Below are 22,804 nucleotides of genomic sequence, written 5' to 3'. Positions count from 1 at the left end.
CGCAAGGGGCGATTGGCGCAGGGGTAGCGCGCTTCCTTCACACGGAAGAGGTCACTGGTTCGATCCCAGTATCGCCCACCACGCCGAGAGGCCGTCCGGATCATCCGGACGGCCTCTCGGCCTTTCCAGGGACGATGCGGCGTGCCGACAAGGTTCGCGGCGTCACCCAGGTGCGGCGAACGCTGCCAACGAGTCCTCGAACCGGCGTGCCAGGGCCGCACCCGCATCTGCGATGGCCTCGCTCCACAGGACGCACACCGACAGCCTGCCGGCGTAGGACACGGCGGCGACCCCGACGCGGACCGTGCCCGCGAGCACGGGCAGGGCCCAGACACGTTCGACCGGCGCACCGCACAGGCGGCGCGGCCGGTCCGGCCCGCGCACGTTGGTGGTGAGCACCGCGATCACGCGCTGCCGCGCCACGAAGCGGCGCATGACGCGTGCGCCGGCGGGCGTGCCGACGCACCATGGCAGCGCGCGATCGCGCACCTCGGACGCCCCCGCGCGTGTGGCGGGCGCCAGGGCGCGCGCCCGTGCCGCCACGCCGACGTCCCCGAGCGGGACGCGCGCCGTGAACGCCGCCACCTGGTTCGTCCGGTGCGCCCCGCCGGGAAGCAGGACGGGGACCTGCACGGGAAGCGTGTCCGGGATGCGCTCCTCGAGCACGGTCAGGGCGGCGCGCGCGCCGTCCCCGATCGCCGCGAGGACGGCGTCGTTGACCGTCGCGCCGAGCGCGTGGGAGGCACCCGCGACGCCGGGAAGGTCCACGTCGACGACGTGGAGCCGGCGTCCCGTGCCGCTCGGGCCGATCAGCGCCGTGCGCCGCATCGGCCGCAGGACCGTGCCGAGCTGCCGCCAGGCGGGGCCGTGACGCCGGTGCGCGGTGACAGCGGCCGCGGGGGAGGGCGCCGGTGCTCCAGGCGCGGACGGATCCGGGTCGAAGAGCGCATCGAACAGCCGCACGGCGGCGCCGCCGTCGGCGAGCGCGTGGTGGATGCGGAACACCCATGCGACCCCGTCCGCGTGCGCCCCCGGCACGATGAGCAGCTCCCACAGGGGCCTGTCCGACGGCAGCCTCCTCGTCGACAGCGCGGCGCACCACCGGTGCAGCCCGTCCAACCCGTCGACCGGCTCGACGGCACGCACGTGGTCCTCGATCCGCAGGCCGCGGTCGACCAGACGGCGACGGCCCGCGTCGCCCACGACGGAACGGGTGAGGCGCGGCAGCCCCGCGACACGCCCCGCCAGCGTGGCGCGGAGCGCGTCGATGTCGACGTCGCGCGGTCCGCGCACGAAGCCGCCGGCACCCGCCAGCCCCACGATGGTGAGCACGTAGACGCCGACGCCGTCGAGGGTCAGGTTCGCCTCGTCGGCCGGGGTCAGGCGATCGGGGTCGCGCACGCCGCACCTACCGCCGGCCACGTCGTCGTGCCATGACTCCAGGCTACGAGCGCGGCCGCTCCCGCGTGGCGGCGGCGCCCTCGTCGTGTCGGCGCCCGCGCCCGGTCCTACGCTGAGGTGTGCGGCTCTTCGTGGGGATCATGACGCCCGACGCCGTGGACGACGCTCTCGATGCCGTCCTCGACGCCGCGGTGGTGTTCCGCGCGCGGGAGGCCGGCGTCGACCGCTGGACGCCGCGAGACGAGCGCCATGTCACCCTGCGCTTCGTCGGCGAGACCGATGCCCGCGCCGACGTCGAGGCGGCGGCCGCGCTCGCGGCCGCAGCTTCTGCGCCCCCGCGCCTGCTCATCGGGCCCCTCGCGGTCGCGCTCACCGCGCGCGTGGTCGCGCTTCCGGTCGAGGGCGCCGACCGTGCCGCCGCGAGCCTCGACGCGGCGCTCGCGGAGGCGGGGATCGCGGACCGCGACCGGCCCTTCACCGGGCACCTCACGGTCGGCAGGTCGCGTCATCGGGTCCGGGGGGCCGCCGCGCACGACGCCCTGCGACACGCCCCGCTGGCGATCCCGTGGCAGCCCACCGCGCTCCACGTGGTCGCGAGCGAGCCCGGCCCGGGCGCGCGCTACCGGGTCCTCTCGACCCACCCCTTCGCCGGACCGGGTGCGGCCGCCGCATGACGCTTGCCCGCATCGTCCCGTCTCGCTAGCGTCCCGGTAGGGACGGACGGAGGCACGGATGACAGGCAGCCCGGCGCGGGACCACGCTGCGGACGCCCCCGCGGCCACCGACCCCCGCGTGGCGCGCTCCGTGCCCGAGGGCCTCGACGAGTTCCAGCTGGTCGAGTACCGGCCCGAGTACCGCGTCGACCTCGAGCGGATCCGCTTCTCGCCGTACTTCTCGCGGCTGTCGGCCGTCACCCAGGTGATCTCGCAGTCGGGCGCCGGGCTCGCGGTGCACAACCGCCTCACGCACTCCGTCAAGGTGACCGCGGTCGCGCGCGCCATCGCGGTGTCGCTCGCGGGGGACTGGGGCGAGCGGGGCGCGCTCGTGCGCGACCTCGGCGGCTGCGATGCGGTCGTCGTCCAGGCCGCGGCGAGCGCCCACGACCTGGGCCACCCGCCGTTCGGCCACCTGGGCGAGCAGACCCTGGACCGCCTGGCCCGCGAGCGCTTCGGGCTCGAGGAGGGCTTCGAGGGGAACGCGCAGACCTTCCGCATCCTCACGCGCCTCGACGAGTACGACCGCGCCGGCACGGGCCTCAACCTCACGGCCGCGGTGCGCGCCGCGGTGCTCAAGTACCCGTGGCTGCGCGTGGAGGGCGACGGCTGGTCGCCTGGCCCGTACACCCCGCGCGGCCTCGCGCCGCGCCGCCCGGGGGAGGGCGCGCGGAAGTTCTCCGCCTACACGCTCGACCTCGACGACATGGAGGCCTCCCGCGCCGCGTTCCCCGCGATCGAGCCGCTCCAGCAGACCGTCGAGTGCTCGGTCATGGACATCGCGGACGACATCGCGTACTCGCTGCACGACCTCGACGACTTCTACCGCGCCGACCTGCTCAACCAGGCCGCCGTCTCGGCCGAGTTCCGCACGTGGATCCGCGACCGCGCCGCGCTCGCGAGGATCCCGCGCGAGGACCTCGTGCGCGCGCGCCGCACGCCCGGGCACGGTCTCGAGCTGCTGCGCCGGCGCATGGTGAGCCACGACCCGTGGATCGCGGGGGACGATGCGTTCGGCGAGTCCGTCGCACGGGTCGCCGACGAGGTCGTGGACGGCCTGCTGTCGGTCCCGTACGACGGCTCGCTCGCCGCGGACCGCACGCTGGCGGTGTTCATGGCGGGGTGGATCGCGCGCCTCCAGCACTCGATCCAGGTGACGCGCGACCCGGACGTGCGCTCGGGCCACGTGAGCCTCGACGCCGCGGCCTTCCACGACGTGGCCGTGCTCAAGTTCCTCCAGGAGCGCTTCGTGCTCCACCGTCCCGACCTCGCGGTGTACCAGCGCGGCCAGGCGAGCGTGATCGAGCGCCTCGTCACCAGCTTCGCCGCGTGGCTCGACGACGACGACGAGGTGCGACGCGCCCCGCGCCGCCTCCTCGACCTGGTCGAGCTCGCCGCCGAGGACTACCTCAAGGTGCGCGACACCCGCCCCGAGCTGCTGCCCACCACGGATGCCGCCACGCTCCGGCGCTACGCCACCGGTCGCGGCATCATCGACTACGTCGCGTCCCTCACGGACGCGCAGGCGATGTCGGTCGCCAACCTCGTCTCGGGAGCCTCCGAGCGGCTGTGGGACGGGGGACAGGGGTTGTAGCCGCCACCGGGCCGCGGCGACCGCGACGCCCGCGGCTCGGTAGCATCGTCCCGTACAACCGAACGTCCAAGGAGTGACCTGTGCCCAGCGTGAATGCGATGATCGACGGCGTCGAGCGAGAGCTCGAGGCGGGCACGACGGGCACCGACCTGTTCGGCGACCGCAAGGACGTCGTGGTGATGCGCGTGGACGGCGTCCTGTGGGACCTCGCGCGCGAGGTCCCGGCCGACGCCTCCGTCGAGGCCGTCACCACCTCGGACCCCGACGGGCTCATGGTGCTGCGCCACTCGACCGCGCACGTGCTGGCGCAGGCCGTGCAGCAGGTCAACCCCGACGCGAAGCTCGGCGTGGGCCCGCCCATCGAGAACGGCTTCTACTACGACTTCGATGTCGAGACCCCCTTCACCCCCGAGGACCTCAAGGCGCTCGAGAAGGCGATGCAGCGCATCGTCAAGGAGGGCCAGGCCTTCGTGCGCCGCGAGGTGACCCGCGAGGAGGCGCTCGCCGAGCTCGCCCACGAGCCGTTCAAGTGCGAGCTCCTCACGCACGACACCGAGGGCGCCGAGGGTGCGTCGGTGGAGATCGGCGAGGGCGACATCACCATCTACGACAACGTCCGCCGGGGCGGCGAGCGCGCGTGGGGCGACCTGTGCCGCGGCCCGCACGTGCCCACCACTCGCGTCCTCCAGAACGGCTGGTCGCTCATGCGCTCCGCCGCCGCGTACTGGAAGGGCTCGGAGAAGAACCCCCAGCTCCAGCGTGTCTACGGCACCGCGTGGCCCTCGAAGGAGGAGCTCGTCGCGTACAAGGAGCGCCTGGCCGAGGCCGAGCGCCGCGACCACCGCAAGCTCGGCGCGGAGATGGACCTGTTCTCGTTCCCGGACGAGATCGGCTCCGGCCTCGCGGTCTTCCACCCCAAGGGCGGCGTGATCCGCATGGAGATGGAGGAGTACTCGCGCCGGCGTCACGTCGAGGAAGGCTACGAGTTCGTCTACACGCCCCACGCGACCAAGGGCCAGCTGTTCGAGGTCTCGGGCCACCTGGACTGGTACCGCGACGGCATGTACCCCCCGATGCACCTCGACGAGGAGCGCGACGCGGACGGCAACGTCACCAAGCAGGGCCAGGACTACTACCTCAAGCCCATGAACTGCCCGATGCACAACCTCGTGTTCGACTCGCGCGGCCGCTCGTACCGCGAGCTCCCGCTCCGCCTGTTCGAGTTCGGCACCGTGTACCGCTACGAGAAGTCGGGCGTGGTGCACGGCATGACCCGCGCGCGCGGCTTCACGCAGGACGACGCCCACATCTACTGCACCCGCGAGCAGATGAAGGACGAGCTCACCAAGACGCTCGAGTTCGTGCTCGGCCTCCTCAAGGACTACGGCCTCGAGGACTTCTACCTCGAGCTGTCGACCAAGAACCCCGAGAAGTCCGTCGGCTCCGACGAGGTGTGGGACGAGGCCACCGAGACGCTGCGCGAGGTCGCGGTCGCCTCCGGCCTCGAGCTGGTCCCGGATCCGGGCGGCGCCGCCTTCTACGGCCCGAAGATCTCGGTCCAGACCCGTGACGCGATCGGCCGCACCTGGCAGATGTCGACCATCCAGCTCGACTTCAACCTGCCCGAGCGCTTCGAGCTCGAGTACACGTCGCCCGACGGCTCGCGCCAGCGTCCCGTGATGATCCACCGCGCGCTGTTCGGCTCGATCGAGCGCTTCTTCGCGATCCTCACCGAGCACTACGCGGGCGCCTTCCCCGTGTGGCTCGCCCCCGTCCAGGTGCGCGCGATCCCGGTCGCCGAGCCCTTCAACGACTACCTCGGCGAGGTGGTGGCGCGGCTGCGCGCCGAGGGCATCCGTGCCGAGCTCGACGCCTCCGACGAGCGCTTCCCCAAGAAGATCCGCACCGCGTCGAAGGAGAAGATCCCCTTCACGCTCATCGCGGGCGGCGACGACGCGGACGCGAACGCCGTGTCGTTCCGCTACCGCGACGGCAGCCAGGACAACCAGGTGCCGGTCGACGAGGCCGTCCGCCGCATCGTCGAGGCCGTGCGCACGAAGGCGCAGGTCTGACGACGTGACGGAGGCCTTCGACGCGGAGACGATGGGAGGGGTCCCGGACGGCTTCGAGCGTCTGTGGACCCCGCATCGGCTCGCGTACGTCGAGGGCGAGCGGCCCGACGACGGCCCGAAGGCCTGCCCCCTGTGCCGCAAGGCGGAGGAGGGCGACCGTGAGAGCCTCGTGGTGCATCGGGGCGAGCACTGCTACGTGGTGCTCAACCTGTACCCCTACAACCCCGGCCACCTGATGGTGTGCCCGTACCGTCACATCGCCTGGTACACCGAGTGCACGGACGCCGAGCGCGACGAGATGAGCGCGCTCACGCAGCAGGCCATGCGTGTCCTCACCAGGGTGAGCGGCCCGCAGGGGTACAACATCGGCATGAACCAGGGGAGCGTGGGCGGCGCCGGCATCTCGGGCCACCTGCACCAGCACGTGGTGCCGCGCTGGGAGGGCGACACGAACTTCCTGCCGATCATCGCGCAGACCAAGGCGGTGCCCCAGCTGCTCGACGACACGTGGCGCCGCGTGAGCGACGCCTGGAGAGAGGACGACTGAATGCTCGGCAGGCTCCGGCCCTACATGGCCGCCCTGTGGCAGGCGCCCGCGCGCTTCCTGCTCGCCCGGGGGATCCACCCCAACGTCATGACGGTGATCGGCACGGTCGGCGTCGTGCTGGGCGCGCTGCTGTTCTTCCCGCACGGCGGCATCTGGCTGTTCTGGGGCACGCTGTTCATCACGTTCTTCGTGGTGACGGACATGCTCGACGGCACCATGGCCCGCCTCGGCGGCAAGAGCTCGCGGCTGGGCGCGTTCCTCGACTCGACGCTCGACCGCGTGGCCGACGCGGCGATCTTCGGCACGCTCGCGTGGGTGTTCATCGACATCGACCGTCCCACCGCGCTCGGCGCGCTGCTGTGCCTCGCGATCGGGTCGCTCGTGCCGTATGCGCGCGCCAAGGCCGAGGGCATGGGCGTCGCCGCGAACTTCGGGCTCGCCGAGCGCTCGGACCGCCTCGTGATCTCCCTGGTCGCGGTCGGCTTCTACGGGCTGGGCCTGTTCCCGCTGTGGGTGCTCACGGCGGCCCTGTGGATCCTCACGGTGCTCGCGACGATCACGGTCGGCCAGCGCATCTGGGCGGTGGTGCGCCAGGCGCGCCGGCACCCCGAGTGGAACGCGCGCCTCGACGGCCAGCCCCAGCCGTACCCGCACGAATGAACGGCATGCTCCTCGCGTTCCGCGCCTCGCGGTACGCGCCCCGCTCGCTCACCCGCGCCCTGCTGTGGGCGGGCTTCGATGCGCAGTGGCGCCGTCGTGCCAAGCCCGCGCGCCGGCTGGAGGACAACCTCCACCGGGTGACCGGGCTCGAGGGTGCGGAGCTGCGCGCGCTGTCTCGCCGTGGCATGGCCTCCGCCGCGCGCTACTACGCCGAGACGTTCGAGCTCGGGCGCATGACGCCCGCGGTCGTGGACGCGCGCGTGCGCCTCGACGACCCGCACGACGCCCTGTCGCGGATCAAGGCCGACGGCCGCGCGGTGCTCGCGCTGTCGCACTCGGGCAACTGGGACCTCGTGGGCGCGTTCGCGTGCCGCCACATCCTGCCCGTGGTGTCCGTGGCGGAGGTGCTCAAGCCGCGCGAGGTCTTCGACGAGTTCGTCGCCCTGCGGGAGAAGGTGGGCATGCGCATCCTCGGCCACGAGGGCGGCTCCACCTTCCGCGAGCTCATCCGCATCGCGCGCACCGACAACGTCCTGGTGTGCCTGCTCGCGGACCGCGACCTGTCCGGCTCGGGCATCGAGGTCGACATGTGGGGCCACGGCGTCAAGGTCGCGCCCGGCCCCGCCGCGCTGGCAGCGGCGACCGGCGCTCCGCTGTTCCCCGTGCACGTGCACTACGAGCGCCTGCGCGGCCGCGCCCGCCTGCGCGCCCGCTCGCGGTGGGGGACCGTGCTGCGCTTCGGACCCGTGATCGAGCCCGCCGACGCGCCCGCCGACGACCGGGTCGGGCACCTCACGCGCGCGTGGGTACAGTTCATGAGCGAGGCCATCGGGGAGCACCCCGAGGACTGGCACATGCTGCAGCGATTCGGATGGACGGAGACCAACGGGTGAGGATCGGCATCGTCTGCCCCTACTCGCTCGACCGGCCCGGCGGCGTCCAGCTCCACGTGCTCGACCTCGCCAAGGCGCTCATGGAGCGCGGGCACGAGGTCTCCGTGCTGGCACCCGCGGCGAAGGACACGGCCGTGCCCGCCTACGTCTCGAGCGCGGGACGGTCGGTGCCGATCCGCTACAACGGCTCCACCGCGCGTCTCACCTTCGGGCTGATGGCCGCGAGCCGTGTGCGCGAGTGGCTCAAGCTCGGCCACTTCGACGTGGTGCACCTCCACGAGCCCGGCGCGCCCTCGCTCAGCGTGATCGCGATGTGGGCGCGCGTGGGGCCCACCGTCGCGACGTTCCACTCGTCGCAGTCCGAGTCGCTGGCGATGCGGCTCGGCAAGCCCTGGATCAAGCCGGGCTACGAGGAGCTCGACGCCCGCATCGCGGTCTCGCCGTCCGCGGCGGCCACCATCCGCGACCACCTGCGCGTCCAGGCGACCCACATCATCCCCAACGGCGTCGACACCTCCCGCTACGTGCGGGCCCGTGCCGACACCCGCTGGGAGGGCACCCGCGAGGCGCCGACGATCGGCATCCTCGGGCGCCTCGACGAGCCCCGCAAGGGACTCGAGGACCTGCTCGCCGCCATCCCGGCGGTCCGCGCGCGTCACCCGCACGCGCGGTTCCTCGTCGCCGGGCGGTTCTCCGACCGCATCGCCGCGAAGGCGGCCCGCGCGGGTGCCGAGGTGGTGGGGGAGCTCGACGAGGACCAGAAGGCGCGCTTCATGGCCTCGGTCGACATCTACTGCGCCCCCAACACGGGCGGCGAGAGCTTCGGCATCGTCCTGGTCGAGGCGATGGCGGCGGGCGCCGCCGTCGTCGCCTCCGACCTCACGGCCTTCATGGACGTGTCGACGATCGCCGACGGCGGCCACGCGGCCGCCCATCACGCGGTGGGCGACCCGGCGTCGCTCGCCGCACGCATCAACGAGCTGCTCGACGACCCCGCGGGTCGCGAGGAGCTGGCCGAGCGCGGACGCGAATGCGCGGCCGCCTTCGACTGGTCCAATGTCGCGCCTCGCGTCGAGGAGACGTACCGCGACGCCATTAGGATGGACGCCGAGTTCCATCCCCATCCGACGAAGGACGTCAGCACCCCATGACCACCACCGATGAGACCACGAAGCCCCAGGTAGGAACCGACCTTGTGAAGCGCGGCATGGCCGAGATGCTCAAGGGCGGCGTCATCATGGACGTGGTCACCCCCGAGCAGGCGAAGATCGCGGAGGACGCCGGCGCCGTCGCCGTCATGGCGCTCGAGCGCGTCCCCGCCGACATCCGCGCCCAGGGCGGCGTCTCGCGCATGAGCGACCCGGACATGATCCAGGGCATCATCGACGCCGTCTCGATCCCCGTCATGGCGAAGGCCCGCATCGGCCACTTCGTCGAGGCGCAGGTCCTCGAGAGCCTCGGCGTCGACTACATCGACGAGTCCGAGGTGCTCACCCCCGCGGACTACACGCACCACATCGACAAGTGGAACTACACCGTGCCGTTCGTGTGCGGCGCCACCAACCTGGGCGAGGCGCTGCGCCGCATCTCCGAGGGAGCGGCCATGATCCGCTCTAAGGGCGAGGCCGGCACGGGCGACGTGTCGAACGCCACCACCCACATGCGCAAGATCCGCGCCGAGATCAAGGCCCTCACCGCGCTGCCGGAGGACGAGCTCTACGTGGCCGCCAAGGAGCTCCAGGCGCCGCTGCCGCTGGTCCAGGAGATCGCGAAGACCGGCAAGCTGCCCGTCGTGCTGTTCACCGCGGGCGGCATCGCCACCCCGGCCGACGCCGCGATGATGATGCAGCTGGGCGCCGAGGGCGTGTTCGTCGGCTCCGGCATATTCAAGTCGGGCGACCCGGCGACCCGCGCGAAGGCGATCGTCAAGGCGACCACGTTCTTCGACGACCCGGCGGTCATCGCCGACGTGTCGCGGGGCCTGGGCGAGGCCATGGTCGGCATCAACGTGGACGAGATCCCGGAGCCGCACCGCCTCGCCGAGCGCGGCTGGTAGGCACCGGCCGGTAGACGGAGACGTATGGGCGCCGCGTCGGGGGATCGCATCCACCGTCGCGGCGCCCGCGTGCTCCTCGTCTCCCACTCCGCCGGGGAGCCCCGGCTCCTCATGGTGCGGGGCCACGACCCGCACGACCCCGACCGCTACTTCTGGTTCACCCCCGGAGGCGGGCTCGAGGAGGGGGAGACGATGCGCGCCGCCGCGGTCCGCGAGCTCGCCGAGGAGACGGGGCACGTCCTGCTCGACGAGGAGCTCGTCGGGCCGGTGTGGCGCCGCACCGCGGTGTTCGACTTCGCGTCGCGGCCATACACGCAGTTCGAGGAGATCTACGTCGGGCTGCATTCCCACGCCGTCGCCCGCGCGCAGACCGAGGCGGCGTGGACCGAGATCGAGCTGGAGACCATCGACGAGGTGGCCTGGCTGAGCGAGAGCGAGCTGCGGGAGTCGCCCATCGAGGTGTTCCCCGCGCAGCTGCGCGAGACGTGGGCGTGGTTCCTCGAATGGGACGGCGTCACCCGAGACCTGGGAGAGGTGGACGAATGAGCACCGTGGGCGTGCTGGCCCTGCAGGGCGACGTGCGGGAGCACCTGGCCGCGGCGACGCGCGTGGGCGCGACCGCGATCGGCGTGCGCCGCCTGGCCGAGCTCGAGTCCGTCGACGCGCTCATCATCCCCGGCGGCGAGTCGACGACGATCGACAAGCTGCTGCGTGCCTTCGACCTCTTCGAGCCGTTGAAGGAGCGCATCCACGCCGGGATGCCGGTGATGGGGTCGTGCGCCGGCATGATCATGCTCGCCACCGACCTCGTGGGCGGCATCGAGGGCCAGCAGTCGCTCGCCGCGATCCCCATGACCGTGCGCCGCAACGCCTTCGGCCGCCAGGTCGACTCCGCCGAGACCGAGCTCGTGTGGGAGCCCGACGGCTCCGCCATGCACGCCACCTTCATCCGCGCGCCGTGGGTCGAGGCGTGCTCGCCGGAGGTGGAGATCCTCGCCACCGCGGCCGGTCCCGACGGCACCCGCCACCCGGTGGCCGTGCGCCACGGCTCGGCGATCGCGACGAGCTTCCACCCCGAGATCGCCGCGCCGGGCGCCGTCCACGACGACCGCGTCCACCGGCTGCTGCTCGACCTGATCTGAGCCGCGCCGCCGCCCTCCGCGGCCCGACCGGGGTCGCATCGTCCGTCCGCCCCGCCGGCGGACCGCTCTCCACCCGTCCGCTTTGGTACCAAGCGTGACGACGTCGGCCCGGGTCGTAGCGGTTGGTACCAATCCGACAGGCGGTGCGCCGCGATCCAGCCCCGCCCGGGCGCCGCATCGTCCCTCCGCGCGGGCACTACACTGGACGGGATTCCAGACCGACATTCGACGAGGAGCACACGTGTCCGGGCATTCCAAGTGGGCGACGACCAAGCACAAGAAGGCCGCGATCGACGCCAAGCGCGGCAAGCTGTTCGCCAAGCTCATCAAGAACATCGAGGTCGCGGCGCGTGTGGGCGGCGGCGACCCGGCCGGCAACCCGACGCTGTTCGACGCGATCCAGAAGGCCAAGAAGTCCTCGGTCCCGAACGACAACATCGACCGCGCGGTCAAGCGCGGCTCGGGCGAGGACGCTGACGGCGTCAACTACGAGACGATCATGTACGAGGGCTACGGCCCCGGCGGCGTGGCCGTGCTGATCGAGTGCCTCACCGACAACCGCAACCGCGCGGCCACCGAGGTCCGCGTCGGCCTCACCCGCAACAACGGCACGCTCGCGGACCCGGGCTCGGTGTCCTACCTGTTCTCGCGCAAGGGCCAGGTGATCGTCTCCAAGGAGGGCGACGTCTCCGAGGACGACCTCATGGAGGCCACCCTCGAGGCCGGTGCCGAGGAGATCAACGACCTGGGCGACGTCTTCGAGATCATCTCCGAGGCCACCGACTTCGTGGCCGTGCGCACCGCGCTGCAGGAGGCGGGCATCGACTACGAGAGCGCGGAGGCCACCTTCATGCCCTCGATGAAGGTCGAGCTCGACGTGGACGGCGCCCGCAAGATGCTGCGCCTCATCGACGCCCTCGAGGACTCGGACGACGTGCAGAACGTCTACGCGAACTTCGACACGTCGGACGAGGTGCTCGAGGCCGCGCAGGCCTAGCGGCACGCGGCAGGGGGACGATGCGCATCCTCGGGGTCGACCCCGGCCTCACCCGGTGCGGCCTCGGCGTGGTCGAGTCCGGCGCGGCGCGCCGCGTCACGATGCTCGACGTGCGCGTCGCCACGTCCCCCTCGACGCACGAGACGCCCGCGCGTCTCGCCCAGATCGCGACGGTCCTCGAGGCCATGCTCGATGAGCACCAGCCCGAGGCCGTCGCGATGGAGCGCATCTTCGCGCGCTCCGACGTCTCCACCATCATGGGCACCGCGCAGGTGTCCGGCGTCATCATGCTCGCCGCCGAGCGGCGCGGGCTGCCGCTCACGCTCTACACGCCGTCCGAGGTCAAGGCCGCCGTCACCGGCAACGGCCGCGCCGACAAGGCCCAGGTCACGACCATGGTGACGCGCCTGCTGGGGCTCGCGGAGGCCCCGCGCCCGGCCGATGCGGCGGACGCCCTCGCGATCGCCATCGCCCACGCGTGGCGCGGCGGCGCCGCCCCGGTGGGCTCGGGCGCGACCACGGCGGCGCAGCGGCAGTGGGCCGAGGCCGAGAAGGCGGCGCGCCGCCGGCGATAGTGCGGCGCTGTCCCTCCCATCCGCTAGCCTGTTCGCACAGGTGTTCGAAAGGGGAGCCGGGTGATCGCGCAGCTGTCGGGAACCGTGGCGCATGCGGGGGCCGCCTCGCTCGTGCTGGACGTGCAGGGCGTGGGCTACCGCGTGCTGTCGACGCCGGCCACGCTCGCGGAGCTCCGCTCCGGGCTGGACGCCACGCTCCACACGCAGCTGGTGGTCCGTGAGGACTCGATGACGCTGTTCGGCTTCCTCACGTCGGGGGAGCGGGACATGTTCGAGCAGCTCCAGGGCGTGTCCGGGGTGGGCGCCAAGCTCGCCCTCGCGATGCTCGCGGTGCACTCGCCCGAGGCCCTCGCCGGCGCCGTCGCCGCCGGCGACCAGAAGGCGCTCACCAAGGTGCCGGGCATCGGCCCCAAGGTCGCGGCGCGCCTGCTGCTCGAGCTCGGCGGCAAGCTGGTGCTGCCGGACGATGCGCCGGGCGCCCCGGCCGCGGACGCCCGCGGCGAGGTCGTGGAGGCCCTCGTGGGGCTCGGCTACCCGGCCAAGCAGGCCCAGGCCGCGGTCGACGCGGTCGCCGAGGAGCCCCTCGCGCCGGGGGAGACCGCCGGCGCCCTGAGGGCCGCGCTCAAGCACCTGGGAGGCACGCGTGGATGACGAGACCCGGGTGGTGAGCCCCGACGCGGACGCGATCGAGCGCTCCAACGAGGCCGCGCTGCGGCCCGTCAACCTCGACGAGTTCGTCGGCCAGCGCGTCGTGCGCGAGCAGCTCGGCCTCGTGCTGAGCGCCGCCACCGGCCGCGGCGCCCCGCCGGACCATGTGCTGCTGTCCGGCCCGCCGGGCCTGGGCAAGACCACGCTCGCGATGATCATCGCGGCGGAGCTCGGTTCGACCCTGCGCGTCACCTCGGGCCCCGCGATCCAGCACGCCGGCGACCTCGCCGCGATCCTGTCCTCGCTCGACGAGGGCGACGTGCTGTTCCTCGACGAGATCCACCGCCTGGCGCGCCCCGCCGAGGAGATGCTCTACCTCGCGATGGAGGACTTCCGTGTGGACGTGGTGGTCGGCAAGGGCGCGGGCGCGACGTCGATCCCGCTGAGCCTGCCCCCGTTCACCGTGGTGGGCGCCACCACCCGCGCCGGCCTGCTGCCCGCGCCGCTGCGCGACCGCTTCGGCTTCACCGGCCACCTCGACTTCTACGAGGACGACGAGCTCAAGGCGATCGTGGTGCGCTCGGCGGGCCGGCTCGGCCTGTCGATCACCCACGACGCGGCCCACGAGATCGCGTCCCGCTCGCGCGGCACCCCGCGCATCGCGAACCGGCTGCTGCGCCGCGTGCGCGACTGGGCCGAGGTGCACGGCACCGGCCGCGGCACGCTCGACGCCGCCCGCGAGGCCCTCACGGTGTACGAGGTCGACGAGCGCGGCCTCGACCGGCTGGACCGCGCGGTGCTCAAGGCGCTGTGCACGCGCTTCGCGGGCGGGCCCGTGGGCCTGTCGACGCTCGCCGTCACGGTGGGCGAGGAGACGGAGACCGTCGAGACCGTCGCGGAGCCGTTCCTCGTGCGCGAGGGCCTCATGAGCCGCACCCCGCGCGGCCGCATCGCGACCGCCGACGCGTGGCATCACCTCGGTCTGAAGCCGCCCGCGGACGCGATCGGCGGCGAGTCCGGGGGCCGGCTCTTCGACTGAGCCCGGCCGGGCGGCACCCGGTGCACGCTCAGGCTGGCTAGAATCGCTCGGGGCTCAAGCGAGCCGAGACCGTGAGGATTCCTGTGGCACGAGTGAAGAACGAGGCGCGTCGAGCGCTCACCTGGCTGGGCGCGATCGTCGTCGGCCTCTATGCGGCATTGGCGATCGGCGTCGTGACCGGGGGTGCGTCGTGGACGCCGGCCCTCGCGCTCGACCTGGCCGGCGGACGCGAGATCGTGCTCGCGCCCACGCTGGCCGAGGGCAGCGACCAGCAGATCGACCAGGCCGACCTGGACCAGGCCGTCGACATCATCCGTCGCCGCATCGACGCGTCCGGCGTCGCCGAGGCGGAGATCAGCACGCAGGGCCAGAACATCGTCGTGGCGCTCCCGGGCAACCCGTCCGAGGAGACCGTCGACCTCGTGCGCCAGAGCGCGCAGCTGCAGTTCCGCCCCGTGCTCGTGTCGGGCTCGCCCGCCGCGACCACCACGGACGAGTCCAGCGCGGACGCCTCCGCGTCGGCCGAGCCGAGCGCCTCGGCCTCCGCCGAGGCCGGCACCGACGCCAGCGAGTCCGCGGAGCCCACCGACGAGGCCACGGCCGAGCCCAGCGCCTCCGCCTCCGCGGACGCCGACGCGACCGCCTCCGCGGACGCCTCGACTGAGCCCGCCGAGGGCACCGACGCATCGTCCCTCGACTGGGTGACCGACGAGGTCCAGGCGAAGTACGACGCCCTCGACTGCACCGACCCGGAGAACCTCTCCGGCGTCACGCCCGGCGACCCGACCAAGGCCGACGTCGCGTGCGACCAGGACGGCTTCGCGAAGTACATCCTCGGCCCGGTGGAGATGGACGGCACCGACGTCGACACCGCCACCTCCGGCCCCGAGTACAACTCGACCGGCACGCTCACCGGCCGCTACGAGGTGCGCCTCGAGCTCACCAACGACGGCGGCAAGAAGTTCGCCGACATCACCGGCCGCATCAAGGACCTCGAGTCGCCGCGCAACCAGTTCGCGATGGTGCTCGACGGCGTGGTGATCTCCGCGCCGAGCGTCTCGACCTCCATCACCGGCGGCCAGGCGTCCATCACAGGCTCGTTCACGCAGGAGAGCGCGCAGCAGCTGGCCAACCAGCTGAAGTTCGGTGCCCTGCCCCTCACGCTCGAGGTGCAGTCGGAGCAGCAGATCTCCGCGACGCTCGGCGCCGACCAGCTCCAGAAGGGCCTCATCGCCGGCGCGATCGGCCTCATCCTGGTGGTCGTCTACTCGCTCATCCAGTACCGCGCGCTCGGCCTCGTCACGGTCGGTTCGCTCGCGATCGCCGGTGCGATCACCTACGTGCTCATCGCGCTGCTGTCGTGGACCATCGGGTACCGCCTGTCGCTCGCCGGTGTCGCGGGTCTGATCGTCGCGATCGGTGTGACGGCGGACTCGTTCATCGTCTACTTCGAACGTGTCAGGGACGAGCTGCGCGAGGGCCGCTCGCTGCAGGCCGCGATCGACCACGGCTGGCGTCGCGCCCGCCGCACGATCCTGGCCTCGGACGCGATCAACATCCTCGCCGCGGTGGTGCTGTACATGCTCGCCGTCGGCGGCGTGCGCGGCTTCGCGTTCACGCTGGGTCTCACCACGCTGGTCGACATCCTCGTGGTGTTCCTGTTCACCCACCCGATCCTCATGCTGCTGAGCAAGCGCCCGTTCTTCGCACGCGGCCACCGGTGGTCGGGCCTCGACCCGCGCCAGCTCGGACGCGACACGATGTACAAGGGCCGCGGCCGCATCGTCACCGGCCAGCCCACCCTCGCCGAGCGCAAGGCGGCGGCCGCCGCTGCCGCCGCCGGCGACGCCCGCCCCGAGGGGGAGGAGAACTGATGAAGCTCAACCTGGCCCAGTGGGGCAACAAGCTGCACTCGGGGGAGAAGACCTACCCGATCGTCCAGCAGCGCAAGCGCTGGTTCATCGTGTCCGGCGTGCTCGTCGCGCTGTCGCTGCTGCTGCTCTTCACCAAGGGGCTCAACCCGGGCATCGACTTCGTCGGCGGCACCGAGTTCCGCGTCACCGACACCGCGATCACCGAGCCCGCCGAGGCACAGGACGTGGTGGCCGAGCTCGCGCCCGAGGCGACCGCTCGTGTCACCATCCTCGGCGACAGCGACGTGCGCATCCAGATCGGCGTCGTCGACACCGAGACGGCGCGCGACATCACCACGGCCCTCGCGGACGCGTACGACGTCCCCGAGGAGCAGGTGAGCTTCACGCAGATCGGCCCCACGTGGGGCGCGTCGGTCGGCAAGGCGGCGGTCACCAGCCTCATCGTGTTCCTCGTCCTCGTGACGATCGTGATGTCGCTGTACTTCCGTGCCTGGCGCATGGCCGTCGCGGCGCTCGTCGCGCTGGCGCACGACCTCATCATCACCGCCGGCGTGTACGCGCTCGTGGGCTTCGAGGTCACGCCGGCGTCGGTGATCGGCTTCCTCACGATCCTCGGCTACTCGCTGTACGACACGGTCGTGGTGTTCGACAAGATCCGCGAGAACACCGCAAACCTCACCGCGCAGCATCGCTACACGTACGACGAGCTCGCGAACCTGGGCCTCAACCAGACCCTCGTGCGCTCGATCAACACGTCGGTGGTGGCCCTGCTGCCCGTGAGCGCGATCCTCTTCATCGGCTCGTTCCTCCTGGGCGCGGGCACGCTCAAGGACATCTCTCTCGCGCTTTTCGTCGGCATGGCGGTCGGCACGTACTCGTCGATCTTCGTGGCCACGCCGGTCGAGGTGCAGCTGCGCGACAACGAGCAGCGCATCAAGGACCACACCGCCAAGGTGCTCGAGCTGCGCGCCGCCGGCCAGACCGACGTCGCGATCTCGGAGACCGGCGACGTGCGCGTCGGCGCGGTCGACAAGGGCCGCCATCAGGGCGCCGCAGCCCAGCCCACGCGCAAGAACCGCAAGGCCTGATCCCGGGCCTCCGGCGAGGGGGACGATGCGGTGGCCGCCGCATCGTCCCCTTCGTCGCGTTTGGGGGCGTGTCGGTGGGAGGGGCCGCCCGGATAGACTGTCCCCCTACCAGCCTCGGAGGTGCGCGTGACTGAGACCCGTCCCTCGACCGGGACGCTCGGGCTCGGGTTCCTCCGCCGGGGGAGCCGTGAGGCGAGCGCGATCGACGGCGTGCTCGACACGTACCGGCGCATGTACCCGCGCGGACGGACCGGCCTCATCGAGCGCGCCTACCGCGTGGCGGAGGAGGCCCACCGCGGCCAGCTGCGCAAGAGCGGCGAGCCGTACATCACGCACCCCATCGCCGTCGCGCAGATCATCGCGGACCTGGGCATGCCGGACTCGGTCATCGCGGCGGCGCTGCTGCACGACGTGGTCGAGGACACCGAGTACCCGCTCGAGCGGATGCAGCAGGAGTTCGGCGACGAGGTCGCGATGATCGTCGACGGCGTCACCAAGCTCGACAAGGTCCAGTACGGCGACGCCGCGCAGGCGGAGACGGTCCGCAAGATGGTCGTCGCGATGGCCAAGGACATCCGCGTCCTGCTGCTCAAGCTGTGCGACCGCCTCCACAACGCGCGCACGTGGAAGTACGTGGCTCCCGAGTCCGCGCGCAAGAAGGCGCAGGAGACGCTCGAGATCTACGCGCCGCTCGCGCACCGCATGGGCCTCAACGCGATCAAGTGGGAGCTGGAGGACCTCAGCTTCCAGACGCTGTACCCGAAGATCTACCAGGAGATCGTCGACGTCGTCACGGAGCGGGCGCCCGAGCGGGAGAAGTACCTCGCGCAGGTCCGCGCGGAGATCGAGAAGGACCTCCGCCAGATGAAGATCAAGGCGGAGATCACCGGCCGCCCCAAGCACTACTACTCCGTGTACCAGAAGATGATCGTCCGGGGCCGCGACCTCAACGACATCTACGACCTCGTCGGCATCCGCATCCTCGTCGAGACGGTGCGCGACTGCTACGCGGTCCTCGGCGCGATGCACGCCCGCTACCAGCCCGTCCCGGGCCGGTTCAAGGACTACATCGCGATGCCCAAGTTCAACCTCTACCAGTCGCTGCACACGACGGTGATCGGGCCCACGGGCAAGCCCGTCGAGCTGCAGATCCGCACGTACGACATGCACCGCCGCGCCGAGTACGGGCTCGCGGCGCACTGGCGCTACAAGGAGACCGCGAAGACCGGCCAGCCGTCGAAGGGCGGCGGCGAGATGGGCTGGCTGCGCCAGATCGCCGACTGGCAGCAGGAGACCGCGGACCCCACCGAGTTCCTCGACAGCCTCCGCGGCGAGATCTCCAAGGCCGAGGTCTACGTCTTCACTCCGCGCGGCAAGCTGCTGTCGCTGCCGCAGGGCGCGACCCCCGTGGACTTCGCGTACGCCGTCCACACCGAGGTGGGCCACAAGACCATCGGCGCCAAGGTCAACGGGCGCCTCGTGCCCCTCGACTCGACGCTCGAGAACGGCGACACCGTCGAGGTGCTCACCACCTCCGACGAGAACGCGCATCCCAAGCGCGACTGGCTCGAGTTCGTGCAGTCCACGCGTGCCCGCAACAAGATCCGGCAGTGGTTCACGCGCGAGCGCCGCGAGGAGTCGATCGAGACCGGGCGCGACATGCTGGCCCGCGCGATCCGCCGCCAGCAGCTGCCCATGCAGCGCCTCATGAGCCGTCCCACGCTCCTCGCCCTCGCGAAGGAGATGCACTACGAGGACGTCGACGCGCTCTACGCGGCGATCGGCGAGCACAAGGAGCAGCCGGCAGACGTCGTCGCCCGCATGACCGAGGCCGTCGGCGGCCAGGAGGGCGCCGACGAGGACCTCACCGAGATCACCCGTCCCGGCCTGCCGCCGCAGCGGATCTCCGCGCGACGGGGCGACCCCGGCGTCTCGGTGCACGGGCTCACCGACGTGGTCGTCAAGCTCGCGCGCTGCTGCACGCCGGTGCCTGGCGACCCGATCCAGGGCTTCATCACCCGTGGTTCCGGTGTCTCCGTCCACCGCGCCGACTGCGACAACCTCGCGCAGCTGCACAACCAGAGCGAGCGGCTCATCGACGTCGAGTGGACCGGCCACAGCGCGGGCACGTTCCTCGTGCAGATCGAGGTCGAGGCCCTCGACCGCAACCGCCTGCTCTCGGACGTGACCCAGGTGCTGTCCGACCACCACGTCAACATCCTGTCCGCGAACGTGTCGACCACGCGCGAGCGGGTCGCGATGTCGAGCTTCCAGTTCGAGATGGCGGACCCGTCGCACCTCGGCGCGATCCTGTCCGCCGTGCGCCGCATCGACGGCGTCTACGACGCGCGCCGCGTCACGGGCGCGAAGCGGCCCTAGACACCTCGTCCACGAGCGACGCCAGCCGCGCGTAGCCGCCGCCGGTGATCGCGTCGTGGGCGAGCGCCGCCTCGAGGTCCGGCGGTCCGATGCGTCCGGCAGCGAGCGCGCCGCACACCGCCGCGAGGGCCACCGCCGGCTCCTCCCAGCGCAGCGCGTCGACGCAGGCCCGCGCCGGGGGAGCGAGCATCAGCCCGCCCTCGACCCGGACGCCCATCCGCGCGGTGACGCCCGAGTGCAGCGCCACCTCCGCGTGCGGCGGCCGGTACAGGCCCCGGTGACCCACCGCGTGCCAGGCGACCGGAGCATCGTCCACCCAGCCGTGGACCCAGAGCGCCGCCGTGCCCGTGAGGACCACGTGAGCCGGCACGCGCGGCGAGGCGGCGAGCGCGCGCAGGCCGGGGGAGTCGGGCACGTCCAGCGGCCGCGCGACGCCGGGACCGTGCGGGGCGACGATGCGCTGGCGGGCGAGGCGCGCGAAGGCGGGCCGGCCCACGTCCGCGGCGCGCAGCAGGATCACGGCTCCAGGGTCGCGCGTGGGGGCGTGCCGGGCCAGCCCCTGTGGACGGGCCCGCCATCCCCGTTCACCTCTCCACGCCAGCCGGCGCCGCCGGACCCGGATCCGGCGGTGGTGACGGTCACATCGGGCGTCATGTGTGGAGCAGTGACTCGCGCGCGTGGAGAGGGCCCCGGGAGGGGAAGCGAAGAGCCCCGCCACCTCGACGGTGACGGGGCCCCTCGGGACGATGCGGCGGTTAGGCCAGCCCCTCGATCTGCTTGAGCCACGCCTGGCGGGCGGCCAGCGACTCCTCGAGCTTCTTCGTGCTCTTGCCGGCGGCCTTCGCCTCGGCGATCTCGTCCTCGAGCGCCTGGATCGCGGAGTTGAGCTGCGCGGCCGCACCCGAGGCGCGGGCCTCGAGCTCGGGGTTGCGCGAGTTCCACTCGGCGTCCTCGGCGTCGCGGACGGCCTTCTCGACGGCTGCCATGCGCTTGGACAGGCGGGCGATGTCGGCGCGCGGGACGCGGCCGGCGGCCTCGAAGCGGTCCTGGATGGGACGCAGCGCCTGCTTGGCGGCCGCGAGGTCCTTGACCGGCAGGAGCGCCTCGGCCTCGACCACCGCGGCCTCCTTCGCCTCGACGTTGCCCGACAGGGCCTCGTCCTCGGCGTCGGCGGCGCCGCGGCGCGCCTCGAAGAACGAGTCCTGCGCGGCCTGGAAGCGCTTCCACAGCGCGTCGTCGACGGAGCGGCGGCCACGGCCGGCGTTGCGCCACTCGTTCATGAGGTCGCGGAAGCCGCGGGCGCCGTGGTCCCAGTCGGTGGTCTGGGCGAGCGCCTCGGCGCGCGCGACGAGGTCCTCCTTGCGGGTGGCGACGTCCGCGTTGGAGCGGTCGAGCTCCGCGAAGTGGTGCTTGCGCGCCTTCTCGAACGACGACCGGGCGTGCGTGAAGCGGGTCCACATGGCGCGCTCGACGTCCTTGGGGATGCGGGCGCCGGAGCGCTGCGCCTCCTTCCACTGGTCGAGCAAGCCACGCAGCGTCGCGGTGTCGTTCTTCCAGTGGACCTTGTCCTCGGGCTTCGCGGCGAGGGCCTCGGCGGTCGCGACGATCTCCTCGCGGGAGGCGATCGCGGCCTCGCGGGCCACGCGGCGCTCCTCGTGGATGCGGGTGCGGGTCTCCTCGGCCTCGACCTTGACGGCCGCGTAGCGCTCGCCGAGCGTGTCGAGGTCGCCCACGACGCTCGGCGGCGTCAGCACGGCCTCGATGGTCGCGATCGACTCGTCGATGTCCTTGGGGGAGAGCTCGGCGGACGCGAGGCGCGCGTGGAAGCGCTCGACCGCGGCCTCGAGCTCGAAGAACGCGTGGGCGTAGGCCTTGAGCGCCTCGTCGTCGTCGGCCGGGCCGACCTCGACGCGCTCCTCCGCCACGATGACGAACGCCTTCCCGTCCTCGACGAGCCCGTGCGCGAGCGCCTCCTCGAAGCGCTCGTCGGGCACCTCGGCCGCGACCGGCACGGCGACCACGGTGTGCGTGGTCTGCTTCGCGACGGCGACGGGCGAGGGGGCCTTGAACGACCCCGGCTTCGGCGCCTTCGGCTTGGGGGCCCGGGGCGCCTTCGCGGCCGGCTCCTCGACCGGGGCGTCCTCGGCGGGGGTCTCCGCGGCGGGGGTCTCCGCGGCGGGCGCGGCCTCCTCGGCGACGGCCTCGGTCACGGCCTCGGCCGCGGGCTCGGGGGTGGACTGGGACGGGGCCTCGGCGGCCTCGGTCTTCGACGCCTGAGCGTCGGGCGACTCGGTCATGAGACGGATACCTCGTTCACGATGACGGACATGGCCGGCGGACCGTCGGTGTCCCCGGTGATGGTGCCTGCTTCGGCAACACGGCTCACACTACCGTTTCCGTCGACCACCTGGCCCAGCACGGTGTAGCCGCCCGCGCTGTCCGACGGGATGGTCGAGTCCTGGTAGACGATGAAGAACTGGCTGCCCATGGACTCCGCGTCGCCGCCCACGCGGGCCATCGCGACGGTGCCGGCGGGGTAGAGGTCGTCCTCGGGCGCGTTCTCGATCGGCCCGAAGCTGTAGCCCGGTCCGCCCAGGCCGGTGCCGTCGGGGTCGCCGCACTGGAGCACGTAGATCCCCGCGGTGGTGAGGCGGTGGCATCCCGTGCCGTCGAAGAAGCCCTCCTTCGCGAGCTCGACGAAGCTCGCGACCGCCTGGGGCGCGGCCGCGCCGTCGAGCTCGACCACGATGTCGCCCTGGTTGGTCGCGAGCGTCGCCGTCCACGTGCGGTCCTCGGCGTACGACGGGTCCGGCGGCTCGGGGGAGACGGCCCACCCCGACTCGAGCGTCACCTCCTCGTCCGCGGTGGACGATGCGGCGGCCTCGGCGGACGCCTTGGCCTGGCTGTTCTCGTGCATCGCGATGAGCAGCACCGCGAGCCCGCCGCCGAGCAGCAGCGCCCCGGCGGTGATGAGCGCGGTGATCCGGATGATCCGCTCGCGGTGCCGCCGCTTCGCCGCCATGCGCGCCTCGTACGCCTGCTGCTTCTTGCGGGCCTGCGCCCGCGCCTGCTTGCTTGTACTCATCGAGCCTTCCCGTGCCGCGGATGTGCCAGGTCAGTCTAGGT

The 22,804-nt window shown here is 72.4% G+C and carries 21 protein-coding genes and 1 tRNA gene; 18 read left to right on the top strand and 4 right to left on the bottom strand.

What is annotated here, in order from left to right; genetic code table 11:
• Positions 1–6 precede the first annotated feature (6 nt).
• Positions 7–81 (top strand) — tRNA-Val (locus QQX09_RS01545).
• A gap of 81 nt (positions 82–162) precedes the next feature.
• Here the strand turns inward: QQX09_RS01545 and QQX09_RS01540 are convergent.
• The gene (locus QQX09_RS01540; RefSeq protein ID WP_301130940.1) at positions 163–1,401 is read right to left on the bottom strand and encodes a wax ester/triacylglycerol synthase domain-containing protein; all 1,239 of its coding nucleotides are present in this window, start codon (positions 1,399–1,401) and stop codon (positions 163–165) included.
• 119 nt (positions 1,402–1,520) lie between these two features.
• Here QQX09_RS01540 and QQX09_RS01535 point away from each other — a divergent pair, with 119 nt between their 5' ends.
• The 17 genes from QQX09_RS01535 to QQX09_RS01455 all read left to right on the top strand — a co-directional run bounded on the left by QQX09_RS01535 (position 1,521) and on the right by QQX09_RS01455 (position 19,678).
• Positions 1,521–2,075 carry a 2'-5' RNA ligase family protein gene (locus QQX09_RS01535; RefSeq protein WP_301130939.1) on the top strand — a complete coding sequence of 185 codons (555 nt, stop codon included), beginning with the start codon at positions 1,521–1,523 and terminating at the stop codon, positions 2,073–2,075.
• A gap of 58 nt (positions 2,076–2,133) precedes the next feature.
• On the top strand, positions 2,134–3,708 hold the full coding sequence (locus QQX09_RS01530; protein WP_301130938.1) for a deoxyguanosinetriphosphate triphosphohydrolase family protein: 1,575 nt from the start codon (positions 2,134–2,136) through the stop codon (positions 3,706–3,708).
• A gap of 98 nt (positions 3,709–3,806) precedes the next feature.
• On the top strand, positions 3,807–5,780 hold the full coding sequence (gene thrS / locus QQX09_RS01525; RefSeq protein ID WP_301131153.1) for a threonine--tRNA ligase: 1,974 nt from the start codon (positions 3,807–3,809) through the stop codon (positions 5,778–5,780).
• Positions 5,781–5,784: 4 nt separating this feature from the next.
• The gene (locus QQX09_RS01520) at positions 5,785–6,327 is read left to right on the top strand and encodes an HIT family protein (protein WP_436969032.1); all 543 of its coding nucleotides are present in this window, start codon (positions 5,785–5,787) and stop codon (positions 6,325–6,327) included.
• A complete protein-coding gene (pgsA, locus tag QQX09_RS01515; RefSeq protein WP_301130937.1) occupies positions 6,328–6,987 on the top strand; it encodes a phosphatidylinositol phosphate synthase in 660 nt (219 codons plus the stop codon).
• A gap of 5 nt (positions 6,988–6,992) precedes the next feature.
• Entirely contained in the window at positions 6,993–7,880 is an 888-nt protein-coding gene (locus QQX09_RS01510; RefSeq protein WP_301130936.1) for a phosphatidylinositol mannoside acyltransferase, read from the top strand.
• Positions 7,877–9,031: a glycosyltransferase family 4 protein gene (locus tag QQX09_RS01505; RefSeq protein WP_301130935.1), complete on the top strand. Its 1,155-nt coding sequence runs from the start codon at positions 7,877–7,879 to the stop codon at positions 9,029–9,031. The genes QQX09_RS01510 and QQX09_RS01505 overlap by 4 nt, the downstream gene beginning before the upstream one ends.
• Positions 9,028–9,936, top strand: coding sequence for a pyridoxal 5'-phosphate synthase lyase subunit PdxS (gene pdxS / locus QQX09_RS01500; RefSeq protein ID WP_062295511.1), 909 nt, complete (start codon positions 9,028–9,030; stop codon positions 9,934–9,936). Before QQX09_RS01505 ends, pdxS begins: the two co-directional genes overlap by 4 nt.
• 69 nt (positions 9,937–10,005) lie before the next feature.
• Complete coding sequence (locus QQX09_RS01495) at positions 10,006–10,482, top strand: NUDIX hydrolase (RefSeq protein WP_436969031.1); 477 nt, start codon at positions 10,006–10,008, stop codon at positions 10,480–10,482.
• Positions 10,479–11,078, top strand: a complete 600-nt coding sequence (gene pdxT, locus QQX09_RS01490; RefSeq protein WP_301130933.1) for a pyridoxal 5'-phosphate synthase glutaminase subunit PdxT — start codon at positions 10,479–10,481, stop codon at positions 11,076–11,078. The genes QQX09_RS01495 and pdxT overlap by 4 nt, the downstream gene beginning before the upstream one ends.
• A gap of 241 nt (positions 11,079–11,319) precedes the next feature.
• Positions 11,320–12,075, top strand: a complete 756-nt coding sequence (locus tag QQX09_RS01485; RefSeq protein WP_301130932.1) for a YebC/PmpR family DNA-binding transcriptional regulator — start codon at positions 11,320–11,322, stop codon at positions 12,073–12,075.
• A gap of 20 nt (positions 12,076–12,095) precedes the next feature.
• Entirely contained in the window at positions 12,096–12,650 is a 555-nt protein-coding gene (gene ruvC, locus QQX09_RS01480) for a crossover junction endodeoxyribonuclease RuvC (protein WP_301130931.1), read from the top strand.
• A gap of 60 nt (positions 12,651–12,710) precedes the next feature.
• Entirely contained in the window at positions 12,711–13,301 is a 591-nt protein-coding gene (gene ruvA / locus QQX09_RS01475) for a Holliday junction branch migration protein RuvA (protein WP_301130930.1), read from the top strand.
• The gene (ruvB, locus tag QQX09_RS01470) at positions 13,294–14,337 is read left to right on the top strand and encodes a Holliday junction branch migration DNA helicase RuvB (protein ID WP_301130929.1); all 1,044 of its coding nucleotides are present in this window, start codon (positions 13,294–13,296) and stop codon (positions 14,335–14,337) included. Before ruvA ends, ruvB begins: the two co-directional genes overlap by 8 nt.
• 83 nt (positions 14,338–14,420) lie before the next feature.
• Positions 14,421–16,211: a protein translocase subunit SecD gene (secD, locus tag QQX09_RS01465; protein ID WP_301130928.1), complete on the top strand. Its 1,791-nt coding sequence runs from the start codon at positions 14,421–14,423 to the stop codon at positions 16,209–16,211.
• The gene (gene secF, locus QQX09_RS01460) at positions 16,211–17,299 is read left to right on the top strand and encodes a protein translocase subunit SecF (RefSeq protein ID WP_301130927.1); all 1,089 of its coding nucleotides are present in this window, start codon (positions 16,211–16,213) and stop codon (positions 17,297–17,299) included. Before secD ends, secF begins: the two co-directional genes overlap by 1 nt.
• Before the next feature lie 126 nt (positions 17,300–17,425).
• Positions 17,426–19,678 (top strand): RelA/SpoT family protein, encoded by a 2,253-nt coding sequence (locus tag QQX09_RS01455; RefSeq protein WP_301130926.1) that lies wholly within the window; start codon positions 17,426–17,428, stop codon positions 19,676–19,678.
• On the opposite strand, the gene QQX09_RS01450 is transcribed toward QQX09_RS01455, so the two are convergent.
• From QQX09_RS01450 to QQX09_RS01440, 3 genes are all read right to left on the bottom strand, one after another.
• Positions 19,656–20,198, bottom strand: a complete 543-nt coding sequence (locus tag QQX09_RS01450; RefSeq protein ID WP_301130925.1) for a hypothetical protein — start codon at positions 20,196–20,198, stop codon at positions 19,656–19,658. The two genes, QQX09_RS01455 and QQX09_RS01450, sit on opposite strands and share 23 nt — an antisense overlap.
• A gap of 235 nt (positions 20,199–20,433) precedes the next feature.
• A complete protein-coding gene (locus QQX09_RS01445; protein WP_301130924.1) occupies positions 20,434–21,975 on the bottom strand; it encodes a DUF349 domain-containing protein in 1,542 nt (513 codons plus the stop codon).
• Positions 21,972–22,763, bottom strand: coding sequence for a peptidylprolyl isomerase (locus tag QQX09_RS01440; protein WP_301130923.1), 792 nt, complete (start codon positions 22,761–22,763; stop codon positions 21,972–21,974). The genes QQX09_RS01445 and QQX09_RS01440 overlap by 4 nt, the downstream gene beginning before the upstream one ends.
• Between the last annotated feature and the right edge of the window lie 41 nt (positions 22,764–22,804).

Origin of the sequence: Demequina litoralis (assembly GCF_030418455.1) — a bacterium.
Classification (GTDB): domain Bacteria; phylum Actinomycetota; class Actinomycetes; order Actinomycetales; family Demequinaceae; genus Demequina; species Demequina litoralis.
The sequence above is the reverse complement of the archived record's forward strand: the minus strand, read 5'-3'. Positions and strand labels throughout refer to the sequence as shown.

Bases quoted from the DNA above. Each gene is read 5' to 3' on its own strand.
- QQX09_RS01530 (WP_301130938.1), top strand. From the start codon at position 2,134: ATGACAGGCAGCCCGGCGCGGGACCACGCTGCGGACGCCCCCGCGGCC.
- pdxS (WP_062295511.1), top strand. From the start codon at position 9,028: ATGACCACCACCGATGAGACCACGAAGCCCCAGGTAGGAACCGACCTT.
- thrS (WP_301131153.1), top strand. From the start codon at position 3,807: ATGATCGACGGCGTCGAGCGAGAGCTCGAGGCGGGCACGACGGGCACC.
- ruvC (WP_301130931.1), top strand. From the start codon at position 12,096: ATGCGCATCCTCGGGGTCGACCCCGGCCTCACCCGGTGCGGCCTCGGC.
- pgsA (WP_301130937.1), top strand. From the start codon at position 6,328: ATGCTCGGCAGGCTCCGGCCCTACATGGCCGCCCTGTGGCAGGCGCCC.
- QQX09_RS01440 (WP_301130923.1), bottom strand. From the start codon at position 22,763: ATGAGTACAAGCAAGCAGGCGCGGGCGCAGGCCCGCAAGAAGCAGCAG.
- QQX09_RS01510 (WP_301130936.1), top strand. From the start codon at position 6,993: ATGCTCCTCGCGTTCCGCGCCTCGCGGTACGCGCCCCGCTCGCTCACC.
- QQX09_RS01445 (WP_301130924.1), bottom strand. From the start codon at position 21,975: ATGACCGAGTCGCCCGACGCTCAGGCGTCGAAGACCGAGGCCGCCGAG.
- secF (WP_301130927.1), top strand. From the start codon at position 16,211: ATGAAGCTCAACCTGGCCCAGTGGGGCAACAAGCTGCACTCGGGGGAG.
- pdxT (WP_301130933.1), top strand. From the start codon at position 10,479: ATGAGCACCGTGGGCGTGCTGGCCCTGCAGGGCGACGTGCGGGAGCAC.